Here is a 22,959-nt window from a genome sequence, read left to right as displayed (position 1 = left end):
CTAAAGGTAATCCAGCCTGTTCCCCCAGCTCGAAGGTGCTGGAACGAAGCGCACCTGTTGCTGCTTCATTGTATTTCCAGCCGTTTAACGATAAGTACCCTCCTGGTTATACGGGATTTGTTCCGCCCACCAGGTGGATTCTCCGGATACACTATCCGGACCAAAGGCGTTTCCTTTGGTTACAGTCCATCCCGTCAAGCCTCCGGTTTCAAAGCCCGGGTTTACAATTTCATAGACCGCATCCGCGGCTGTTCCTTGAATACCTGGAGCCGCAAGCTGCAGAATCAGCCCCCCTGCTACCACTCTGGAAATCCAGGATGTCTTTCGATTAGCTTTCCTCATTAACAAGCCTCCTTCATTATGTTTGATTAAATGAAGCGCTTACAAACAATTATCTACTTCTTTGCGTTAATTGCTGTATCCATGAGGGAAGGAGCGCCGTGGCGCTCCGCATTACCATATAGACTTCATTTCCCAAATTTCCAAAGACTTCACCAAGGACTCCCCATCTCCCCATAGTCTAAGCCCCAAAGCATCCTTGCGGCCCGGATATACGCGGGTCGTCAGGCTTTTGAGTCCGTTGGCATAGGCTTCGACCATGGAGCGGTCCAGATAGAGATGCAGCTTCAGATTCTCGCCGCACAGATCCAGCTTGCCGCCCTGAATCCCGCTGCATTTTTCTTCCGGATGCTGCGATGTTTTCGTCCGGTCGGCCAAAAGCATCGATTCCTTCCAGTCATAATACAGCAGCGTCTCTTCCTCTCCATCCGGTGTACACCGGACCTTGATTCCAAGCTGTGCAGCACTGCCCCGCCCCATTTCCAGCTGAATCTCCAGCATATCGCCTTGAATAGCCCTCAGCTGGTCATTTGCTTCTGATAATGACTTGTCACGAAGCGATAGTCGCTTCTCACCCCGCAGTGACTGCAGCTCATGAATCGGCTCGATTCCAAGCCTGCCATCCTCCCTCAAGTACACGCTTACCGGCAAACCGCCGTTATGAGCCCAGCCTGATTGATACTCCAGCACGGATGTACGGTCACCCTGCGCGATCGTAAAGACGATATTTCTGCCTGTCACCGGATCGACCATTCCGCTCGGGCCGGTAAAATGAAAATCACCGACATCCATCAATTGAGGTTCCTCCCGGTCCGGTATGAAACTCAGATTGTGCTTGTCCAGCTGTCCGATCCAGTAGAACACTTCAACATCGGCGCCGGCTCCCACAGGGCTGACCAGCAGGAGATGCTTACTCACACCTTGCTTGTCACTGCCCAGAGGAAGAAATACAGGGAGCTCCCAGATCGGTCCAAGATAAGGGAACTTCCGAATGTCCGCTTCAAAAAATGATCCCTTGTACGTCCAGTTCAGCATGTCGTCTGACGAAAAAGCCAGCGCGGCTCCCCCGCCGCCTTCCACCCCTGACCCGACCAGGGCATACCAGCCGTCCTCATCCTTCCACACGAACGGGTCCCGGAAATCTCCGAATGCCCCCATCCCCTGCTGCTGTACAATGAGCGGCTCGGGATGTTTGATCCACTTTACCAGATCAGGGTCACCGTCTGCGGAATAATTGCTTCTGGCCAGCGCCACGCTCTGATTCGGTGATGCACTGTCATTGCCGGCCGTAAAGAACAGGACAGGCAGGCCGTCAGTATCATATGTCGCGCTTCCCGACCAGATTCCGTCCGGTGCGAGCTGATCCTTCTCAGGTGCCAGGGCTACAGGAAGATCACGCCAATGCACCAGATCTTCACTTACCCAATGCCCCCAATGAATATGATGAAAGTACGGCCCTTGCGGATTGTGCTGATAGAACAGATGATATTGCCCGGCAAAATAGACCGGAGCATGCGGCTCGTTCATCCAATGGGCCGGGGGGCTGACATGATATTGCGGTCTGTGCCGGTCCGCAAGCAGTGGCGTCCTGTCCAGCTTGATGTCGTCATATTCCACCTGCGGCCGGATGCCTCCATTTGCCGCGAGCACCTCCTGATAAGATGAGGCCACTTCCTCGTAACTCAGGGCGCGGCTATAAATCTTCAGCTCATCCATAAGTCCGCTGAACATGTGCAGGCTGAACACCTTTGCAAGCTTACTGCTGTGATTGTTCCTGCCGATGAGCAGGTCAGTATCCGCCGCTACTGCCAGCCTTGAACCGGCAGGTACGACCGCCGAAGCGATCTCGCTGCCGTTCAAATACAGCTTGAGTTCACCCTCGTCCCCATTGAACACGGCATTTACGTAAGACCACTCATTCTTGGGCAGTTCACAGCCGTCCGGCGAGCAGATTTCGATCCATTTTCCTCCCTCAAGCCCGATTTGGAAGGACCAGGAGCCGTGACGGAACATGCCAAGCAGGTACCCCTGCTTAGCATCCTTATTGTGCCTGTTCACAATGGCGGCCAGCTTGCCCCCGTGCCCCCACTCATAGGTTCGCGGGGCAACCCATACCCCGATACTGAGTGCCGGCAGAAATTCCGGCTCCCCATTAGGTTCATCCTCATGGGCAGAATGAGCAATATAGGTTGAGTAACCATCAAAGAGGAGACTAGTTCCTGCCACTCCCTGCCTCCATGGCGGAGTACAAGGATCGGTAAACTCCGCATTATTAAATACGTAGTGAACATTATCCATCGTCTTAGTGACGCTCTCCAGCGCACCTGCTCCGACTCCTTCATCAAAAGCCCAATACAGCGTTAGTCCGCGGTCTCCCGCTGAGCTGCTCATGCCTTATTCCTCCCCCGGTATCCGAATAGACTCCAGCGTATGGATCTTAAGTGAATTCATAACAATCTGTCCTGACTGCGTACTTACCCCGATATGCTCAATCGGAGATTCAGGGAAAATCTGATCGGTCAGCACAACCAGGCCATTATCCGCATACACCTCAACCGCATTGCGGTCCAGCCAGATCTGCAGCCTGAGCTGTCCATTCACTGCAGCCAGTCTCGCACCATGCCGGCTGGCAAACGCCGGATGGAAATCAGTCACACCGGAATGGGAACGGTCGGTGAACAGCCGCTTGTCAGCAGGGTCGTAACCGATAATGATCTCGTCCTGTCCGGAGGATTTCAGATGAATACATACCTCGCCTCCGGAACGGACATCCAGTTCTGCCTCTATCTCCAGCAGATTATGATTCGTCTGCTGTATGAAAGGAGTCTCAGGCGTAACGGTGACATCCTTCCAGCTCACGGAATCTTTGCGCAGCTGCCCGATTTCCCGGACAGGCATTTGGGTTAGCACGACACTGCCGTCCTTGCTGGTCAATGACAAGGCGCGGGGCAGAGTCATGGCACCTCTCCAGGAACCTGTAGGGGTCTCGTTGGCATATTTCCAGTTGCTCATCCACCCGATAAGGACGCGTCGACCGTCTTGCTCCGGAATATCCGACCAGGTAACGCCTGCATAGTTGTCTCTGCCATAATCCAGCCACAGAATATGATCGGCCGGGTTGTCATTAATAAACGTCTTTCCGTCGAATTCACCAATGAAATATTGCGTGCGTGATCCCTCGGGACAATCGGGATTGTCACCAATGCTGATAATAAGCACCCATTTGGACCGGCCGGTGTCATCCACCGGCAGCTGAAACAGATCCGGGCATTCCCATACGCCGTCATGGGAGCCTTCTCCCTTGCCGAATTCACCGGTCAGCGACCATTCGCGCAAATTATCCGAGGCATAGAAGCGGGCATGGTCTCCCGCAACAATCGCCATAATCCACCGCCCGCTTTGCTGATGCCAGAACACCTTGGGATCCCGGAAATCTATCAGGTCATCCTCGGAGAGCACTGGATTACCCTGATACTTCTGCCAGGTTTGGCCTTCATCGCTGCTGTAGGCCAGACTCTGACGCTGCCGCGGCTGGCCTGTCTCCGGATGGGTATCCGCATGCGTAAAGATCGCAACGAGTCCTCCTTGGGAATCTTCGAATATACCGCTGCTATTATTCCAGTCCACTACACAGCAGCCCGAAAAAATCGCACCATGCTCATCCGGGAATAGCGCAACAGGCGCGTGCTCCCAGCGAACCAGGTCTTGACTTACAGCATGGCCCCAGTGCATCGGCCCCCATTTATTACTGTAAGGATGATATTGATAGAATAGATGATAGCTTCCCTTGTAGTAGACTAATCCGTTGGGATCATTCGCCCAGTTATCGGGAGGTGAAAAGTGAAACCCTGGTCTGAACCGGTCGTCATTGTCCGGTTTGGCGGACTCCATCAGGCGGTTAATCTCATCTGTCGTAGGCATGGACCCAAGAGCCCCCTTTCGTGTTGTAACCAGCGCTCCGCCGGCATTGGCGAAACTCAGCATGCTGGTGATTTGCCGGGTGGTCAGCTCCTGCAGAGAACCCCCGTTATCGAGGATCTTATATAACAGGCAGCCCAGAAAAGCATCCCCTGCTCCAGTCGTATCAATGGCCTTGACCTTAAAGCCCGGCACATATCCATCCTGGCCGGCCAGACGATAATAGCAGCCCTTTTCCGCTAAAGTAACGACGATCAGTCCGATGTCATATTGCTGCTGGAGCTCCAGTGAACCTTTTCCAATATCGTTTGTGCCTGTAATAAAAGCAAGCTCTTCTTCCGAGATCTTCAGGATATCGGCATAATTCAAACCCCAAAGAATATGCTGTCTCGCTGCCTCCTTGCTCTCCCATAACGCAAACCGGATATTCGGATCAAACGACAGCAGCACTCCCGCTTCCTTAGCCTTAAGAACGGCCGTCCTGGTTGCTGTACGGGCAGGGTCATGAGTCATAGACAATGAGCCAAAATGCAGTACCTTGCAGCTGTCAATCCGCTCCAAAGGGATATCCTTTGAATGTAAGAAGGTATCTGCTCCCGGCTTCCGGAAGAAGCTGAAGGACCGGTCTCCCTGTTCATCCAGATGAACAAAGGCCAAGGTTGTACTTGCTTCGTTCGTAACCGAAACTCCTGTTACATCCACACCGTTATTTAGAAGTGTATTTTGCAGTAAAGAACCAAATTGATCCTCTCCAACCTTGCTGACGAGTGCCGATCTTGCACCCAGACGGGACAGCGCAGCGGCCACATTGGCCGGAGCTCCTCCAGGATTGCACTCAAACTGCTCATTCCCTGCGGCTGAACGGCCTGCCGGAGTAAAATCTATTAATACTTCTCCAATCGCGATAACATCAAGCACAGCTTCTCCCCACCTAACCCTCTATTTATTTATAGTTTTAGATTTGCATTGTAGCGGTCCAGTCCGGTCTGATAGATTTCCATCAATTCATTCAGACCCATCTTTTCCAGCGTCTTGATATAGCTGTCCCATGCCTCATCTGCGCCGCCGTCTACAATGAACTTTCCTCTTTGTGTATTTACATATTTGATCAGTTCTGGCTCAATCTTGTTGATGGTGTCCAGCTCTTCCGGCTCAAAGAAGATACTTGGATAGTTTTCTTTTTCCATATACGGATTGTAGTATTTCTCCAGGTCCGCAGCGCGCTGCTGGGCACGGGGTTCCATATCTACCACTTTTCCGAAGTCCTCAAAAGTAATGATGCCCGGCGCGCCAGATCCCGGAGCAACCTTTTGACGGAATTCACCTGCAGAGGCTCCCTCAGGAAGCGGCAGATTCACGAGCTTACCGTTTTCGTCCTTCTTGTATACGACATCCAGCGGGCCCCAGTGGATTTGAGCAGCCATGTAAGGCTCATACTGCTGGTCGATCCAGCGCATGGTGATTTCAGGATTGCTGTTCTCTTTGGTAATGACAAACGACCCGCGTCCCGGCCCGCCGCCATTGGCGCGTCCAATCGTCTGCTCTCCACCCGCGCCTTTAAGCGGGGACAGCAAAACATAATCCTTGGCACGTTCGGTACCGACAACCTCTTCTACTTCCCACCAGACATAGGAGCCCAGCGTCTCATCTGTCGTTTTGCCTTTGGCCAGATACTGCGCTGCATCCTGGGTGAAGGATTCCGGATCGATCAGACCCTGCTTATACCATTTTTCATGAAAATAATTCAGGGCTTCCTTGTATTCAGGCTGAGTCGCCGTAAAAATAACTTTGCCGTCCCGGACGACACGGTGCTCCAGGTTATCCGGAAGTCCAAAGGCGCCGAATAGTCCGGCAATATCCATACACCACTGCATGTGCATGAAGCTGAGCGGGATTTCATCCTGCTTGCCGTTGCCGTTCGGGTCCTGTGTTTTGAAGGCCAGCAGCGCTTCCGTGTATTCATCTAGTGTTTCCGGCACTTTCAGGCCCAGCTTATCCAGCCAGCTTTTATTGATAACGTGAAAGAAAGGGTTCGTTCCCAGGTTATTCTCTTCCCAGGACGGCAGCCCGTAGATGTGCCCGTCTGGTGCAGTAATGGATGATTTGATATCAGGACGGCGCTCCAGAAGCGCTTTCAAATTAGGAGCATATTGCTCAATTAAATCCTCCAGCGGAATCAGGGTTCCATCTTCACCGTAATTGATCAGCTCATAATCGGTAAATCCAGCCGCATAAAAGGCATCAGGCAAATCGCCGCTTGCAAGCAGCAGGTTTTTCTTCTCTGTATAGTCGGTATCAGGAATGTTCTCCCAGTTAATCTTTACGTTAGTATCCTTCTCCAGCCGTTTGAAGATTTCCATCTCCGAGAATTCCGGCGCCAAAGCCGCCTTCGGGGCTACCATTCTTAAGGAAACGGTTTCGTCTACAATCGGAAGACCGGTTGCATTGAAATTTGCTTCCTGATCCGGATTCTCCGCCTGATTCTTGGACCCGTTTCCGTTACCGGAACATCCGCTCAGCGCAAACGCTCCGGCCAGCACCACAATCCCCGCATTTTTGAATAAAGACTTCATTATCCATAACCTCCCTTTTGTTCATCCACCCTTTAAACGCTTGTGTTGCTCTGCTATTTTGGCCTGAATACGGCGGTACATCCCCCCTCTCAAGTGCCGGAAATGAGGATCAGCCTTTAATCGAGCCGATCATTACGCCTTTGACAAAATACTTCTGCAGGAATGGATACAAAATCAGCAGCGGCAGACTGGATACCATGATGACCCCGTACTTAATCAGTTCGGTCACGCGCATCTTGGCTGCATAGGATTCCACATCGATCATCATTCCGGAATTGACCTGATTCTGGACCAGGATGTTGCGCAGCACCAATTGCAGCGGATACTTGCTCTCATCATTCAGGTAGATCAAAGCGTCGAAGAAACCGTTCCAGAATCCGACCACATGGTACAGCACCATCACTGCCAGAATGGACTTGGACAAGGGGAGCACAATGCTCCAGAAAAATCTGGTGTTTGAGCATCCGTCAATCGAAGCCGCTTCCCACATCTCATCCGGTATGGACGACTGGAAAAAGGTTCTGACAATGATGACGTTGAACACACCGCCTGCCCCGGGAATGACCAGAGCCCACATCGTATTCAGCATGTGCAAATCTTTAATCAGCAGATAGGTGGGGATCAGACCGCCGCTGAAGAACATCGTAACCAGCAAAAACCACATAATCACCGACTTCCCGGCCAGATCCTTACGGGCCAGCGGATAGGCTGCAAATACCGTGACGGCAACTCCAATTAAGGTCCCCAGAGTCGCGTACAGAATGGAGTTTCCATACCCGATCCAGATGGAGGAGTCACTGAATATCCGCTCATAGCCGTCCAGCGTGAAGCCTTTCGGAAACAGCCAAACCTCACCGGAGTAGATATAATTGGGATCGCTAAATGAGGCAGCCAGCACAAAGTAAAGCGGGTATAACACAAGCAGCATGATGATGGTCAGCAAAATATAGTTGATGATGTCAAACCATACATCCCCTCTGCTCTTTCGCTTCAATAATTGGTTCATGATTATTTCCTCCTTACCACAGGCTGGTTTCTGTCATTTTTTTGGCGATCCGGTTTACGGTAAAGATCAAAATGATATTGATCAAGGAGTTGAACAGGCCGACTGCCGTGGAAAAGCTGTACTGGGCCTTCTGAATCCCCATTTCATATACATAGGTCGGGATAATATTGGAGGTGGCATAGTTGAGATCACTTTGCATCAGAAATGCTTTTTCAAAACCGATGCTCATAATATTGCCCAGTGCCAGAATCAGCAGAATAACAATCGTCGGCAGAATGCTCGGAATATCCACGTACCACACGCGCTTCCATTTGCTCGCCCCGTCCATAATAGCCGCTTCATGCAGTTCGGGATTGACTCCCGCAAGCGCAGCAAGGTAGATAATTGTGGCGAAGCCGGTCTCCTGCCAGATCCCTGAGAGGATATACAGCGGACGGAACCAGCCCTCATCAGCCATAAAGAGGATGGGCTGCCCGCCAAACGCGGTAATCAGGTGGTTAACAAGACCGCTGTTGGGCGATAAAAACACATTAAGCATCCCGACAAGCACAACGGTCGAAATAAAGTGCGGCGCATAAATCACGGTCTGGACAAACTTCTTATAGGACTTGCCCAGCATCTGATTGAGCATAATAGCAATGATGATTGGCGCCGGGAAGCCGAACAACAGCGAAAGGAAACTGAGGGAGAGCGTATTATTGATAATAGTCCAGAAATTATAAGCATCGAAAAAATCTTTAAAGTGCTGGAAGCCTACCCATTCACTCCCCCAGATCCCCTGGCTCGGCGAGAAATCCTTAAACGCAATTTGCACCCCGTACATCGGATAGTATTTGAATACGAGATACAGAATAATGATCGGCAGCAAAAACAGGTACAGCTCATAGTCGCGCTTGAACCGGCTCCATCTTTTGCGGCTCGGTTTGATCAGGGTATGGTCTGCCGTACTGATTCTTGAATTCACGCATATACTCCCTTTCAATGTAGAATAAACAGTCGTTTTGAAACGTTTCCAATTTAGAATAAAAAATATATCATTGAACTTGAAACGTTTCCAATTTAGAAAAGAAAAACGCCAGTTGGTGCATTCATACCGATAGGCTGATGTTTCTCTGATCTGCAGGAGATCATGTAGTCTCGCCTTGCCTGAACGCAACAGGTATGCGGTACACCTGTTTTTCCAGCGGAATGCCTTCGATCTTGTCATACAGCAGTTTGATCGACATGCGCGCCATTTCTTCCACCGGCTGCCTGATGGTAGATAGAATAGGATGAAAATACGGACTGTCCTGGATACCGTCATAACCGATGACCTTCACGTCCTCCGGAACCCGGATCCCCTGCTTGCTGGCCTGATCTATATAGCAGGCGGCAAGCATATCGGTAATGGCAAAAATGCCATCTGCATCGCCGTGGTTATGCAGGAATTCATTAATAAAGGCTTGGTTGTCCACGATGGGGTCGGGCTTCTCGTAGATTACATAATCTACACCCAAAGCCTGCGCCTCGTGGATAAAGCCCTCTCTCCGGTTCATAGTCTCACTGAACACAGAGGTAACGCTCCCCATAAAAGCCGGCTTCCGGGCTCCCGCTTTCACAAGCTCCCTCAATGCAAGACGGCCTCCTTCATAATTATCCGAAGTGACGCAGGTAATCTTCTTGTTAAAGTGCCGGTCAATGCTTACGATCGGAATATCATTGCTCACATTATTCTCGATATCGTTGTAAGTTATGCCGACAATTCCAGCCACCTTGTTCTGCCGCAGCATATCGAGATAATACAGCTCCTTTTCGGGCTTGCCGCCGCTGTTGCACAGCATCAGCTTATAGCCTTCCTGGTCCAGCTCATCCTCAATGTAATACGCCAGCTCAGAAAAGAAGGGATTCCAGATACTCGGCAGCAATAAGGCGACCATCTTGGACTTCTGCATCTTAAAATTCCGGGCCACTTCATTCGGGAAATAATTCAGTTCCTGTATGGCTGCTTCTACCTTTTGGCGTGTCTTGGGTTTGACGGCACCAGAGTTGTTAATGACCCTGGATACGGTACCTACAGCAACGCCGGCTAAGTTGGCTACATCTTTAATGCTTGTCATTTAACACCTCCGACCTCTCTTCTGAAAATTATAATAGCACCAAAGTGGAAACGTTTCAATAGTTAATTTGGAAACGTTTCAAATTTGTCGAAAAGTTAAGCAAGCTTAATTAAACGAAGTTTTCAGATGATGGGGTTCCTGGAGGTATTCGATCTCTTTTTTACTCGATTAACAATATAGGCATTCACACTTACTATTCACAAATGCACACATACATTAGTGTAGAACGTTTCAAGGGAGGGATTGGAATGAGCGAATGTGCAGGTTATCCTCACGTAGTCTTCACGTCTACTACAGTCATTCTTGTTCTCTACATTCTCCTGGTCATTGTATTGAAAACATTTTAAGTTCAAAAAAAGTCACGCTCCCGAGTGAGTGTGACTTTTTCTTATACATAGGCAAAAATTACGCCGGGGCAAGCTTAGAATTATAACGGTGGACGTGTATTAGGAAAACAAAAAAACCTTGATTTCTCAAGGTTTCCACTGTAGTGCCGAGGACGGGGGTCGAACCCGTACGAAGGTCACCCTTCGCAGGATTTTAAGCCTTTATTCGGCTTTTCGCATACATTGTGGACTCCTAGCACCAACAACAAACTAAGGCAGCCCCAGACTAAATAGCGCCGGGACTGCATTAGTTTATTTCCCTTGTATCTCACAAATACACAAACGGCTCCTTCGCATCCACGAACGTCACCGGAAGCCCGTCCACCAGCGGGGCGAGCCAATGGGCCATATATTTCATGCCCCATTCCTCGGAGCGCTCATGGCCGACGACAATCATCGCCTTGTTCATGCCCAGCATAGCGGCATCGTTGACGTAGGCACATAGCGTCCACTCGGTAATATCGCCGCAGATCATCACATCCAGCTTCTTCTCCTGCATCAGCTCCATCGGCATTTGCTCCCGGCCCAAGCCCAGACTGCCGCCGCCGACCAGAATGCCTACACGCGAACAAGGGGACGTGAGATCGCCGACGATCTGAATCACCTTCATACCCAGCCGTTGCTTTAGCAAGCCTGCCAGCTCACCCACAGTGGTCTCCTCAATCAGATACCCCCAGGCGTCTTTATCATCCAGCTTCTTGTCTGTCCAATCCAGCTCCTTCAGCAGCCCGTCGTAGATCCGATCCGTATCCGCCAAATGCATATGGTCGTGGAACCTCCAGATGACAATGCCGTGCTGCTCGATGAGCTGCTTCTTGGCCAGGTAGACCGGGTCTTCCTCCAGCCAATCCAGAGTATCCATTCCCGTAAAATAGGTCGGCTCATGGGTAATGATCAGGTTGGCTCCCACCGCAATCGCTTCCCGGATCACCCCCACCGTCGCCATGAACGTGGTCACAATGCCTGTGACCTCCACATCCTCACTGCCACTGACAAGCACATCACAGGTCTCTTCCAGCCTCCGTCCCCCGCAGCAATCGAGCAGAATCCGGTCAATAACCTCCTGCACTTTCATACGCCCATTCTCCTTTGCCTAATTATTATTAGCCTTTGACAGCGCCGATGACGACACCGCGGGTGAGATACTTCTGCATGAACGGCAGTACGAACAGCACCGGCACAATGCCCAGCACCGCCATCGCCATCCGCACCGCTGTACTCGGGAGCTGTACTGTAGCCGCACCCAGCACACTGCCGGCCTGGCCGGAATTCAGGAACTGAATATTGGTCATGAGCTGCATCAGCAGGTTCTGAATCCCGTACAATTGCGGCTTTGATACAAAATATAACGCATTAATCCAGTCATTCCAATACGCCAGTCCCATGAACATCCCCACGGTCGCCATCACCGGCATGGACAGGGGCAGCATAATGCGGAAGAAGGTCCGCAGCTCCGAGGCGCCGTCGATCTGGGCCGCTTCGATAATCTCCAGCGGGACATTATTCTTGAAATAGTTGCGGACCAGCAGGACGTTGAAGCCGTTCGACAGCAGATTCGGAAGAATCAGCGCGAGCAGCGTGTTTTTGATATGAAAATACTGGGTCCACATGATGTACGAAGGCACAATTCCGCCGCTGAACAGCATGGTGAAGAATACAACGAACGCCAGCACATTATGGTATTTAAAGTCTGACCGGGACATCGGGTAAGCCAGCATACTGGTGATCAGCAGCCCGGCGGCGGTACCCAGCAGGGTCACCAGGAAGGACACCCCATACGCCCTCACGAAAACGTAGGCAGAGGCCCGGATATACCGGTAGGCGTCCAGGCTCAGATGCTCGGGGAAGAAGCTGTATCCGTTGCGGACCAGCGCGGTCTCATCCGTGATTGAGGCAATCACAATGAGCAGGAAGGGTACAAAAGCAAAAACCGTAAGCAGGAGCATCACAGCCGCAGAAAACACCGTAAATGTCCGTTCTCCCCTGGTTTGGATCATTAGTAGTTCCTCCTAGAACAATGCGTTTTCGGGATTAACCTTCTTGACGATGGTATTGACCGTAAGCACGAGGGCGAAGCCGACGACGGACTGGTACAGGCCGGCTGCGGCCGACATCCCGATATCGTTCAGCTGCATCAAGGCGCGGTACACATACGTATCAATCGTCTGGGTGGTGCTGAACAGCGCGCCGGAGTTCATAGGCACCTGATAGAACAGGCCGAAGTCGGAGTTGAAAATCCGCCCCATCGACATCAGCACCAGCACGATGACCGTCGGCTTCAAGAGCGGCAGGGTGATCATGCGGATCTGCTTCAGCTTGCCGGCGCCGTCGATTTTGGCCGATTCATAGATACTCTTGTCGATCCCGGCGATGGAGGCGAAGTAGACGATGGAGCCATAGCCCGCTGTCTTCCAGAGCTGAATCAGGACCAGCAGATACGGCCAATACTTCGGCTCTGAATACCAGTTGATCTCCGGGAGGCCGAGCGGCTGCAGGATCGAATGGTTGACGAACCCGCTGTCGGCGTTCAGAAAAGCAAAGACCAGCAGCGAGAGGACGATCATCGAGATCAGATTCGGCAGAATCAGCCCGGTCATGAACAGCTTCGAGTACAGCTTGGTCAGCAGCTCGGACATCAGAATCGCAATAAGGATCGACACTACCGTTCCCAGCGCAATGAAGGCCAGGTTATAGAGCAGTGTGTTGCGGGTCATGATCCAGGCGTCGCTGGTCTGGAACAGGAAGGTGAAGTTCTTCAGGCCGGTCCAGTCGCTGCCGAAGATACCCTTCGCATAATTGACATCCTTGAAGGCAATGAACACACCGAACATGGGAAAGTAGCTGTTAATGAGAAAATATAGCAGTCCGGGAGCCGCTAGAATGAGCAGCGGGAGTGTTTTTTTGAGCGGCTTCGATAGGGACTTGCGTCTGGCAGTCATGCCGGATTCACCTCCATGGCCGGGGGCGAAGCCACTGTAGCCGCTCCACCCTCAGCGAATTCATATATTGGTTATTGCTGCGCGGCAAGCCATTCATCGAGCTGCTTCTGCTTGCTGTCAATAATGGCCTGGGCGCCCGCATCCTTCAGCGCACTGACGAACTTCGGAATAATCGTGTCCGGGTCCACCGAGCCGCTGACCAGCGCCGGCATGTATTGGCTCACCACGTTGTTCACCGCACTGATCTGTGTCTTCACCTGGCCCTGGTCAAAAATAAATCCGAAATACGGCGATCTTGCCGTATCCTTGTTCTCCTTCAGCTTCAGCTCCACATCCGACCAGTTGATGCCTTCGAGCTGGTACTGCAGTGACTCGGAGCCTACAATCCCGGAGCTCAGCATAGCGGTATAAGGAACGGTGTTGGCATCCAGCCCATCCGGGAATTTCACATGATGGTCATCCACCTTGATATAATCCTCCCCTTCAATTCCGAAGAGAATGGTGTTAATCAGGTCTTTGTCGGTATAGAGCAGGTTCAGGAACTTGACCGCAGCCTCCGTCTGCTTGGAGGTACTGGAGACCATCCAGGTCACGGAATTCACGGCACTGGTATCAAAATAGAACGGGGCAATCCGCTTGGTTTCAATATTCTTGCCGGCTTGCGCACTCAGTGTCTTTCCTACCTCCATGCCGCTGTAGCCGCCCAGGAAGGAGAACCCGCGCCCGGAGGAGACCATCTCCATGGCAGTAATGGTCGTGGTTGCGGTATCCTTCTGCAGATAACCCGCATTGTACCAGTCGCGCATCATTTGAATGCCTTTTTTGAAGACATCGGTTTCATAGAAGTTGACCACCTTGCCGCTATCGCCGATGACAACGCCAACCCCGGTGGTATCGGTCAGGTAATCGACCTTGCTGGCACCCTTCATCCAGTTCACAAGTCCCGTATCTGTCGGATTCACGTTGATCGGGCCGAACGGAACCACATCCGGCAGCTTCTGCTTAACGGCGGCAAATACGGCGGGCAGATCCTCCACCGATTGGATCGAGTCTGCCGCTACGCCTGCTTGTTCCAGCATATCAGCGTTGTAGATGATATTCGTCGGCAAGGCCATGCCTTTATTCACCGGAATGCCGTAGACATGTCCATCCATCGTGGTGGTCTTAAGGATATCTGCGCCGAAATCCTTCTCCAGGATGGCCGTCAGCTCCTTGCCGTGCCCTTGCAGCAGCTCTTCAAGCGGCGCTACCTGGCTCTTGGATACATAGTTGGAGAACTGGCCGAGCGTAGTGAAGATGTCCATCTTCTCCCCGCTCTGCAGCGCCAGATTCACCTTCTGGGCATAGTCCGCAGGCCCGAAGAGACGGAAGTCCACCTTCACTCCGATCTTCTCCGTTGTGATGGCATTAATCGCATCCGTTACCTTGCTCAGATCATCGGGAATCCGGTTGAAGGACGGCAGGGCGAATACAATCTCAGCCAGCTTGGCCTTGGCTCCCCCGGATGCGGAGTCCGTGGAGGATGTATTGGAATTGCCGCCGCAGGCGGAGAGCAGCGAACCGCAGATAACCATGGACAACAGCAGTGAACCTAACCCCTTTTTATTCTTCATGTCTCTTGCCTCCTGTTCTGTATTTACACTCTCATTGTACCGGCCGCGGAGGGGGGCTTACTTTCAAAAAGACGGGCTGTTTTTATAAAAAGCCGTACTACAGGAAGAAGCTCCGCCTCCCGGGCGGGGGAAGCGGAGCCTCTTGCTATAGAGCGGCCTTGTGCCTCAAGCGGTAAGCGGCCGGAGTCTCGCCTGTCAGCTTCTTAAATACCGTGGAGAAGTATGAAATCGTATCGAAGCCGGTATCCATCGCAATCTCACCGATACTGGCCGTGCTCTCGATCAGCAGCTGCTGCGCCGCCCGGATGCGGCACCCGTTCAGGTACTCCTTGACACTCTGCCCGGTTCCGTTCTTGAACACCTTAGCCAGATAATCTGCGGTCAGGTATACGCTGGCGGCGACATCCTCCCGGCTGAGGTCCCGGGTATAGTTCTCCTGGATGAACCGCTTCGCCCGCTCGACTACCCCTTCGGACTGCAGCACCTCCTTGATGGAATCCACCGTCTTGTCTGTCAGCGCCTGCGCCCATTTCATGAAGTCGAACACACTGCTCTCGGCAGCCTGGGCCAGCCGCTGGCTGTGTGCGTCGGCGAAGAGCCGGTGCGCCTGAATATGGTGGCGCGAGAGCAGCGAATAGACCACCTGCACCAGATCCTCCCGGATGGAATGGAGGGTGGCTGCGTCCAGCTTGCTCAAGCTAGCCAGCCGCTCCAGCTCCTTCTTCAGCCGGTTCACGATCTGAGCCTTCTCCTTCTGGACGAACAGCAGAGTGAACAGCTCGGTATCCAGGGTGAAGCGCTCGGTAAGATCATAATGGAAGGGCTGGCCCGGCACATGCACCCTCCCCCGGAAAATAATATTGGACTCATCCGCCTGCTCCAGTTCCGTCTTAAGCTGCGCGAGGCTGGTGATCCCGGAGGTCTCACTGAAATAACAGGTCGCTGCACATTTCAGATAGTCTCTGCACAGCTGAATAATCTCCTCTGCCCAGCCGTGCAGCCAGCTCATGTCTACCGGACTCTCGGCGACAACCGCAATGTAGAATACCTTGTCCGCCTGGTAGGGGATGATCCGGCCACCGCTCACACGGCTGCTGAGAATTTCTGTGACCAGATTTGAGAGCGCGTAATGGAAGATGCTCTCGTCCCACTCCCGCTCGATCCCGGAGCGGGGCACACTGACGAGCAGCAGCAGGTAATCCGACTGGGTGGAGACAGACAGCTCCCGCTTTCGCACCTCGCTCTGGATCAGCTGAAGCCTTGGCGATATCGCCGCCGTCAGCACATCGCTCCAGAAGCTCCGCTCCAGCAAATCCTGGTTCTTCAGCCAGGCCTGGCCCAGCTTGCGGTATTCGCCCATCATGATCTTCTTCTTCAGCGTGTCCATCGACTTGCGCAGCGCCGCCTCCAGCTCCTGCTTGTCCAGCGGCTTGACCAGATAGGAATCCGCATCATAGACAATAGCCTTGGAGGCGAAGCTGAAGCTCTCATGGCAGGTGAGGAAGATGAAGCCGCCCTCATAGTGCTGCTCTCTGGCCCACTGGATCATATCAATCCCTGAGCCTCTGGGCATTTCAATATCGCAAATAATCAGGTCCGGCTCGCCGCTCCCGAATAATCGCTTCGCATCCTGGATGTTATGGGCGGCTATCACTTCGGTAATTCCGAATTCCTCCCAGTTCACAATGCCGCGCAGGGCTTCAACCGTAGGGATATCATCATCAATCAGCATACAACGCATCTTATTCCTCCTTCTGGATGTGGTCTGCCGGTCTCACCGGAATCCATAGCTCCACTCTTGCGCCTGTAGACTCCGTATTATTGGACAGCTCAAGCAGATCATCCCGTTTGTAGAGAAGCTGCAGGGTCCGGCGGATATTGGCAATGCCGACCCTGGCTCCATCCTCCACTGCGTCCGCGTGCTTCTGCCGGTTCAGCCACTCCTGAGTGAAGCCCGCCCCGTTATCCTCAATCACGATCCAGGCCATCGGGATGCCATTCTTATTTGTCATTCGCGCCCGGATGAAGATCGACAGCATCTCCTGAACGAACATGGCGTGCTTGAATATGTTCTCTGTGAAGGTCTGAATGATGAATTGCGGAACCGGTACATACCGGACTTCATCGCTCATCTCAGTCATATAGAAGATTTGTTCAGGATAACGGATCTCCTGCATCCGGATATAGTTCTCGGTGTGCCGGATCTCTTCCTCCAGCGTCACTTCCGTCAGCCCCCCTCTGAACATATACCGGAGATGCTCCGACAGGGAGTGAATCAGGCTGCGGATTTCTTCATTTTTGTTCTGATAGGTCAAGCTGGTTATGGTCGAGATGGCATTCAGGAAAAAGTGCGGTCGGATCTGCATCTGCAGATATTTGATCTCCGCACGGCTGGTTTCGATCTGCTCCTCATACGACTGAATCTTCAGCGCCTTGATCTCGCTGACCATAGACTCCAGCGCATGGAACAGCTTCCTGAACTCCAGCGAATACGGGGATCCCCGGGGAATCTGGTACTCGGTCTGCCCCTGTTCTACCGCCTTCGCGGCCTTGGCCAGCTCCAGAATCGGCCTAAGCACATCCCTGGCCAGGAACCTGAGCACAAGCGGGACCACAATGACGGAGAGCACCGCCAGCAGTGCAATGCCCCACTGGATGAGCTTCAGTCCCGAGAACATGCCGCCCTTGGCGACCATGTTGGTGATCCGGCCGAACTCGCCGATCGGCTCGGACACAATCAGGAAGCTGCGCTGATATGTCCGGGTTAAGCTCTCCAGTGTCGTATCCGCTTGGGGCAGAGCGATATGATTCGCAGCCAGCACCTTTCCCTCCGAAGTACTCAGGATATACCGGTTCTGGTCGCCCGCTCCTCTGTCCACCATCGCTAACAGGCTGCCTGCTTTGACGAATGTTCCGAAGCTAACCTCCGAATAGGTAATATATTTATACAGATAGTACTCGCCCCGCAGCCGGAATACCTGCCATTCCCCGTTCTGCCTGGGCGCAGCAGCACTGAATTCTTTCGTGTTCAGATAATCAACTACAGCCAGCTTGTCCTCCGATTCGATCCGGGCGTTGAATTGCTCCAGAACCAGTCCCCCGGGCAGCCGGATGAACATGCCGTCGCTGGAATAGCTGCCGGCCATTTTGGCCTGCAGATTGTTTTTGAGCTGCTGGACCTTGAAGTATTTACTGTTCTCGTCCATTCCCGCTGTATTCACCGCAGCATCGATATTGCGGTCAAACACCTCGATCAGATCCTTGGAGAAGTTATTGAAGTTGTTATGAATGTTCGCCTGATAGAGGGCAAGCGTATTGCGCGAGCTTGTTAATGCATTGCTCCGCAGGACCTCCAGGGAGTAGATATTGCTCAGCACAAGGACAGACAGCAGGATCGCCAATATCACTGCCATCTGCAAGGAGAACTTGAATACGATGCTGTTCGTTCGGATCATTGGCCTGCCTCTTCCTCCCTGGAATTCAGCACGCCCCTGAGCCAGCCGGACCCAGGGGCGTACAATGGATATGATTTGTAGTTTTATAAGAAGAACTTAAGATTTGCCCTTGAAGCGTAATCGTCACTACGGTGAACATTTGGACTTCCGGCCGCTGTTGTCCCCAGATTTCTCTAATTATACTGCGGTTTGCAGTAGAAATCCGGTGACAAAGGCGGTCGCTACCGCTCCTACAGTTCCAAATTTCCCCTCCGCTTCTTTTTGCTTTTCGTTTATTTCTTAAGTGCTTCTTATATAGTTAATTAGCCGCCCAGCTTAAAGCAGCTCCGATGTGCTTATCCCAGTACACCCAGTTATGGTCGCCCGGGCCCTCTTCATAGTAATGGGCAGCCTGCTCGCCTTCCAGGAACTGATGGAACCGGCGGTTCACATCCAGCAGCATGTCCTCGGTTCCGCATGCCATATACAGCTCCGGCAGGTCAAGCCCCTGCGCCTTCACATCACGCACCAGTTGCTCGGGGTCCTTGTCGCTGCCGAGCAGCCGGCTCAGATCGCCGAAGACGCTGGCATAGTAGGAATAACTGGCAATTTCGTCTTTATAGTCCGGGGCAATATTGGCAACTTTATACGGAATTAAGGCCGAGGACAAGGCGATAATACGCCCGAAGCGCTCTGCATATTTCAGGCCGTTGCGGATCGCTCCGTAGCCGCCCATCGATAAACCGCCGATCCAGGTATCCTCGCGGGCCGCCGACAACGGGAACAGTTTGCGGGTGAAGTCTACCAGCTCCCTGCCGATATACTCGCCGTAGTATTCTTCCCGAAGTTCATCGTTCACATAGAAGCGGTTCTCCCCGGCAGGCATGAACACCGCTACCTGATGTCTGTCCGCCAGCTCCCGGATTCTTGAGAAGTTTAGCCAGTCATTATGGCTGCCGGAGAAGCCATGCAGCAGATAGAGCGATCTCAAAGACTGGCCCGACCAGGCCGGCAATCCCCAGCCCTCCGGCAGATCCACCGGCAGTATTGCATTAATAGTGACTTCCCGCTTCAGACTTGCCGAGAACAGGCTGATTTGCATTGTAGCCATCATCTTTTCCCCCTAACGAATTAGAATCAGACACAGTATACAGTTTCTTGTCCCTGCTCATCTATATATTCGATAACAGTCTGATAACTCTGCAGGTTAATATGCAGCCGGCAATATTCAGCCCCTTGCTCCCACATCAGCCGGATTTCATCAGGCTCTGCCTCAAGCACCCGGAAGGTTCCTCCGAAGGCTCCGTATTCATTGCGGAAACGAATCAGCTTCATCAGCCGCTGTACAACCTCCCGCTGTGATTCGGCCTCAATCTCCTCCAGCGTATAGTTATGGCGGTTGATCTCCCGCCCTTCGCCTGATAGGGCCACCTGCTCCAGGTCGTTACGGCCAGCCAGCAGGCCCACATAATAGACCTGCGGAATCCCCGGCGCGAAGAATTGGATCGCCCGGGCTGCCAGATACGCATCGTCATCCTCATTCAGCGCGCTATAGTACGTGCAACGGATCTGATGCACATCGAAGCCGTCCGGCGCCTTATGCTCCTCCGACAGAATCAGGCTCAGGTTCGCTCCCCGCTCTTCGCAGAGGCCCACTAGCTCCCGGGCCTCCTTCGTGTCGATCAGATCATCCAGATCCGGCTTCACCGGAATGCCGTCATGGCAATCCAGCATCGTGAACTGCTTGTGCGGGCGGGTCCGCAGATAGTCATACAGCGCTGTATTGGTTCTGCCGGTAAGGGCTTCGAGCACCCGGTAAGGCAGAATGAAGTCGTAGATCCAGCATCCATAATCTGACAGTTTCTGTTGAATACTGTAGTGGGAATGGACTTCCGGCAGCAGCTCGATCTCAAGCGAGTCCGCCATCTCTTTAATCCAACCCAGGAATTCATAGATTTCCGGCTCCACAAAAAAACAGCTCGTGCCCAGCTTCTTAATGACATACCCGACCGCATCGAGCCTGACAATCCGCACATTCTGCTGCTTGAAGTTCAGGAAGAACTGCCGCAGCAGCTCCCGGGTCAGCGGAGAATTGACGTCAAGGTCAATCTGCTCGGAAGGATCGGTCTTGCCGAAGGTCGTCCAGACCTTCTCCTCTTCACCGCTTCCGAGGGTGTAGGAGGAATAAGGCAGAAGCCGGCGCAGGAATATTTTCTCAATGTCGGCCTGCACGGGCACTCCATCCTCCCATATTTTATCTAGCGTAATGAACAGTCCGGCATATTCCGAGGCCCGGCCCTTCGCCAGGAAGTCCTGGAAGTACGGTGACTGCCTGGAGATATGATTCACCATCAGATCCACCAGCACATCGAACTCTTCACCGATGCGGCGTATATCCTCCCAGGTGCCGAACGCAGGCTCAATCTCCAGGTAAGTCAAAGGAGCGAAGCCGCGGTCCCCCGAGGACGGAAAGGGCGGAAGAATGTGGATGCCCCCTGCGAACAGGCCATCCAAGGGTCCATGCAGCACCTGATAAAGCTGCGTCAGGCCGCCGCCCAGCGAATCGGGATAGGTAATCAGCTGTACTTGATTCTTTAGTGTCATCCCAGAGCCTCCTACAGGTTATATTCTTTTTGGATCGCTTCCAGCGCAGGCAGCTCTACTACCGCACCTGTATATTTCAGTTTATAGGCGCTGACGGCAAGCCCCGACTCCAGCGCCTCTCTAAGCGTGTAGCCTTTGACTACAGCGGTGTAGAATCCCGACCAGAAGGCATCTCCTGCTCCCGTCGTATCTTCAATTCTGTCAGCCTTGGTTGGAAGCGCCAGAGTCTCTTGTCCATTGGAGACCAGGGCGCCATCCTTGCCCAGCGTCAGAATGACCAGCTTCGCGCCCAGCGCTTGGAACCTGGCCATCTGCTCTTCCGGGGTTCCGGGGCCGAACAGGCGCGTGGCATCATCCTCCGAGGGCTTGATGATGTCCACCTGCGGGATCATCGCTTTGACATAGGCTGCCCCGTCCTCCCCCTGCTGCCAAATCGCCGGATGATAATTAGGGTCGAAGCCAATCAGCAGCTTATGCTTTCTGGCGGCCGCTATCACCCGTTCCATCGTATTCCGCGACGGCTGTCTGGAGACCGGCCAGCAGGAAAAGTGAACGATTCTGGATTGAACCAAGGCCTGCTCCAGCGCCCTATTATACTCCAGCCGGCAATCCGCTGCGCGGTAGAAGATCGGGACCGGTGTCGCCTGACTCTTCGTAATCACCACCATGCTGGTAGACTCCTCCACCTGCTGGATTCCGCTTATATCCATACCGGCGTTCTGTAATGTGTTAATCAGGAAGCTGCCCAGGCTGTCCCGTCCCACCGCAGAAGCAACATGCGACCGGATGCCCAGCTTACCCACATTGATGGCAATATTCGACGGCGATCCGCCGAAATGCCGGGTATATCCGCTACATGCCGTGGCGTCGCCGTACTCATTGGAGATCATATCCACGAGCAGCTCGCCTACTGTCAGCACATCATTCTTCTTATTTTCAAACTGTATGGCCTCGTCAAAATTAAACACCCATAATCCCCCTAACACTCCAGTATCCTGTGGTCATATCTATTCTATGGTTTCCGGACAGGCGCAGCTTTCAAAAAACCGTGAACTTTTTATAATTCAAAGGGTTCTTTCCCGAAGAACGGTATGACTTAGGGGTTCAGCGCCTTCGCTAGAGCATGGATGTACTCCTGCATGGCTCTGCGGCTAACCTCAGCCGCCGGCACAACATGCTCGAAGCCGTGGTACCCGCCCGGATACAGATGGAATTCCACCGCTACACCAGCCTGCGCCAGCCGGGTTACATATTCCATTGTCTCATCGCGGAACAGGTCGAGCTGCCCGATACAGATATAGGCGGGCGGCAGGCCCGTCAGATCCTCCGCCCGGGCAGGTGCGGCATAAGGCGATACTTCTGCCCCTCCGGCAGATGAGCCCAGAACCATCTCCCATGCCACAAGATTGTTCATCCGGTTCCACAGCGCAGGATGGGTTATTTCATGGCTGGAGGGTGTCAGATTGCGGTCGTCAAGCATCGGGTACAGTGGAAGCTGGAAGCAGAGGGCGGGACCGCCCTTATCCCGGGCCATCAGTGCCAGAGCAGCCGCCAGACCGCCGCCTGCGCTTGCACCCCCGACAGCAATCCGTGAACGGTCAATCTTAAGCTCATTCCCGTCTTCGGCCAGCCATACCAGTGCCGTGTAGCTGTCCTCGACCGCCGCCGGAAACGGATGCTCCGGGGCCAACCGGTAGTCGGGCGACACAATGACACAATTGGCCGCTTGGACGAAGCGGCCGCATAACGCATCATCCCCGCCTGGATTCCCCAGAATATAACCGCCGCCATGCGTCCAGAGCAGGGCAGGCAGCGCATGTTCATTTCTGTTGGCCGGCTCGTAGATTCTAACCGATACAGGATGAGCGCCGGGCACGGATAGTACCCGTTCTGTAATGCGGACGCCGTCCAATGATTCGGCAGGCATGGGAACACTGCTTCTGGCTGCGGCCAGACCTTCCGGCAATTGCAGCGGTGGCAATCCGGCTATTCCCTCTTGTAATTCAGGGGCGACGCGGTGAATGAAATCCATCTATGTTTCCTCCATATCG

General features: G+C 53.0%; 17 protein-coding genes. All 17 read right to left on the bottom strand.

The window, feature by feature from the left end; all coding sequences use genetic code 11:
• Positions 1 to 84: 84 nt before the first annotated feature.
• The 17 genes from M2108_RS22060 to M2108_RS21980 all read right to left on the bottom strand — a co-directional run bounded on the left by M2108_RS22060 (position 85) and on the right by M2108_RS21980 (position 22,940).
• Positions 85 to 342, bottom strand: coding sequence for a hypothetical protein (locus tag M2108_RS22060; protein WP_277471506.1), 258 nt, complete (start codon positions 340 to 342; stop codon positions 85 to 87).
• Positions 343 to 453: 111 nt separating this feature from the next.
• Complete coding sequence (locus M2108_RS22055; protein WP_277471505.1) at positions 454 to 2,730, bottom strand: GH32 C-terminal domain-containing protein; 2,277 nt, start codon at positions 2,728 to 2,730, stop codon at positions 454 to 456.
• 3 nt (positions 2,731 to 2,733) lie between these two features.
• Entirely contained in the window at positions 2,734 to 5,175 is a 2,442-nt protein-coding gene (locus M2108_RS22050; RefSeq protein WP_277471504.1) for a PfkB family carbohydrate kinase, read from the bottom strand.
• 29 nt (positions 5,176 to 5,204) lie between these two features.
• Entirely contained in the window at positions 5,205 to 6,830 is a 1,626-nt protein-coding gene (locus M2108_RS22045; RefSeq protein WP_277471503.1) for an ABC transporter substrate-binding protein, read from the bottom strand.
• Between the two features lie 109 nt (positions 6,831 to 6,939).
• Positions 6,940 to 7,836: a carbohydrate ABC transporter permease gene (locus tag M2108_RS22040; RefSeq protein ID WP_277471502.1), complete on the bottom strand. Its 897-nt coding sequence runs from the start codon at positions 7,834 to 7,836 to the stop codon at positions 6,940 to 6,942.
• Positions 7,837 to 7,849: 13 nt separating this feature from the next.
• Positions 7,850 to 8,800, bottom strand: coding sequence for an ABC transporter permease (locus M2108_RS22035; protein ID WP_277471501.1), 951 nt, complete (start codon positions 8,798 to 8,800; stop codon positions 7,850 to 7,852).
• A 163-nt stretch (positions 8,801 to 8,963) separates the two neighbouring features.
• Complete coding sequence (locus M2108_RS22030; RefSeq protein ID WP_277471500.1) at positions 8,964 to 9,932, bottom strand: LacI family DNA-binding transcriptional regulator; 969 nt, start codon at positions 9,930 to 9,932, stop codon at positions 8,964 to 8,966.
• Positions 9,933 to 10,586: 654 nt separating this feature from the next.
• Entirely contained in the window at positions 10,587 to 11,393 is an 807-nt protein-coding gene (locus M2108_RS22025; RefSeq protein WP_277471499.1) for a Nif3-like dinuclear metal center hexameric protein, read from the bottom strand.
• A gap of 28 nt (positions 11,394 to 11,421) precedes the next feature.
• Complete coding sequence (locus tag M2108_RS22020; RefSeq protein WP_277471498.1) at positions 11,422 to 12,315, bottom strand: carbohydrate ABC transporter permease; 894 nt, start codon at positions 12,313 to 12,315, stop codon at positions 11,422 to 11,424.
• 12 nt (positions 12,316 to 12,327) lie between these two features.
• The gene (locus tag M2108_RS22015) at positions 12,328 to 13,257 is read right to left on the bottom strand and encodes an ABC transporter permease (protein WP_277471497.1); all 930 of its coding nucleotides are present in this window, start codon (positions 13,255 to 13,257) and stop codon (positions 12,328 to 12,330) included.
• 71 nt (positions 13,258 to 13,328) lie between these two features.
• Complete coding sequence (locus M2108_RS22010; protein WP_277471496.1) at positions 13,329 to 14,870, bottom strand: ABC transporter substrate-binding protein; 1,542 nt, start codon at positions 14,868 to 14,870, stop codon at positions 13,329 to 13,331.
• Between the two features lie 145 nt (positions 14,871 to 15,015).
• Entirely contained in the window at positions 15,016 to 16,611 is a 1,596-nt protein-coding gene (locus M2108_RS22005; protein WP_277471495.1) for a helix-turn-helix domain-containing protein, read from the bottom strand.
• Between the two features lies 1 nt (position 16,612).
• Positions 16,613 to 18,325: a sensor histidine kinase gene (locus M2108_RS22000; protein WP_277471494.1), complete on the bottom strand. Its 1,713-nt coding sequence runs from the start codon at positions 18,323 to 18,325 to the stop codon at positions 16,613 to 16,615.
• Positions 18,326 to 18,623: 298 nt separating this feature from the next.
• Complete coding sequence (locus M2108_RS21995; RefSeq protein WP_280777180.1) at positions 18,624 to 19,418, bottom strand: alpha/beta hydrolase; 795 nt, start codon at positions 19,416 to 19,418, stop codon at positions 18,624 to 18,626.
• A gap of 23 nt (positions 19,419 to 19,441) precedes the next feature.
• Positions 19,442 to 20,908 carry a sucrose phosphorylase gene (gtfA, locus tag M2108_RS21990; protein WP_277471492.1) on the bottom strand — a complete coding sequence of 489 codons (1,467 nt, stop codon included), beginning with the start codon at positions 20,906 to 20,908 and terminating at the stop codon, positions 19,442 to 19,444.
• Between the two features lie 11 nt (positions 20,909 to 20,919).
• Positions 20,920 to 21,876 (bottom strand): carbohydrate kinase family protein, encoded by a 957-nt coding sequence (locus M2108_RS21985; protein WP_277471491.1) that lies wholly within the window; start codon positions 21,874 to 21,876, stop codon positions 20,920 to 20,922.
• 128 nt (positions 21,877 to 22,004) lie between these two features.
• Positions 22,005 to 22,940 (bottom strand): alpha/beta hydrolase, encoded by a 936-nt coding sequence (locus tag M2108_RS21980; RefSeq protein ID WP_277471490.1) that lies wholly within the window; start codon positions 22,938 to 22,940, stop codon positions 22,005 to 22,007.
• Positions 22,941 to 22,959: the final 19 nt, after the last annotated feature.

The organism is Paenibacillus sp. PastM-3 (genome assembly GCF_029893965.1).
GTDB lineage: Bacteria > Bacillota > Bacilli > Paenibacillales > Paenibacillaceae > Paenibacillus_AQ.
This window is presented reverse-complemented; position numbering and strand designations above follow the sequence as displayed.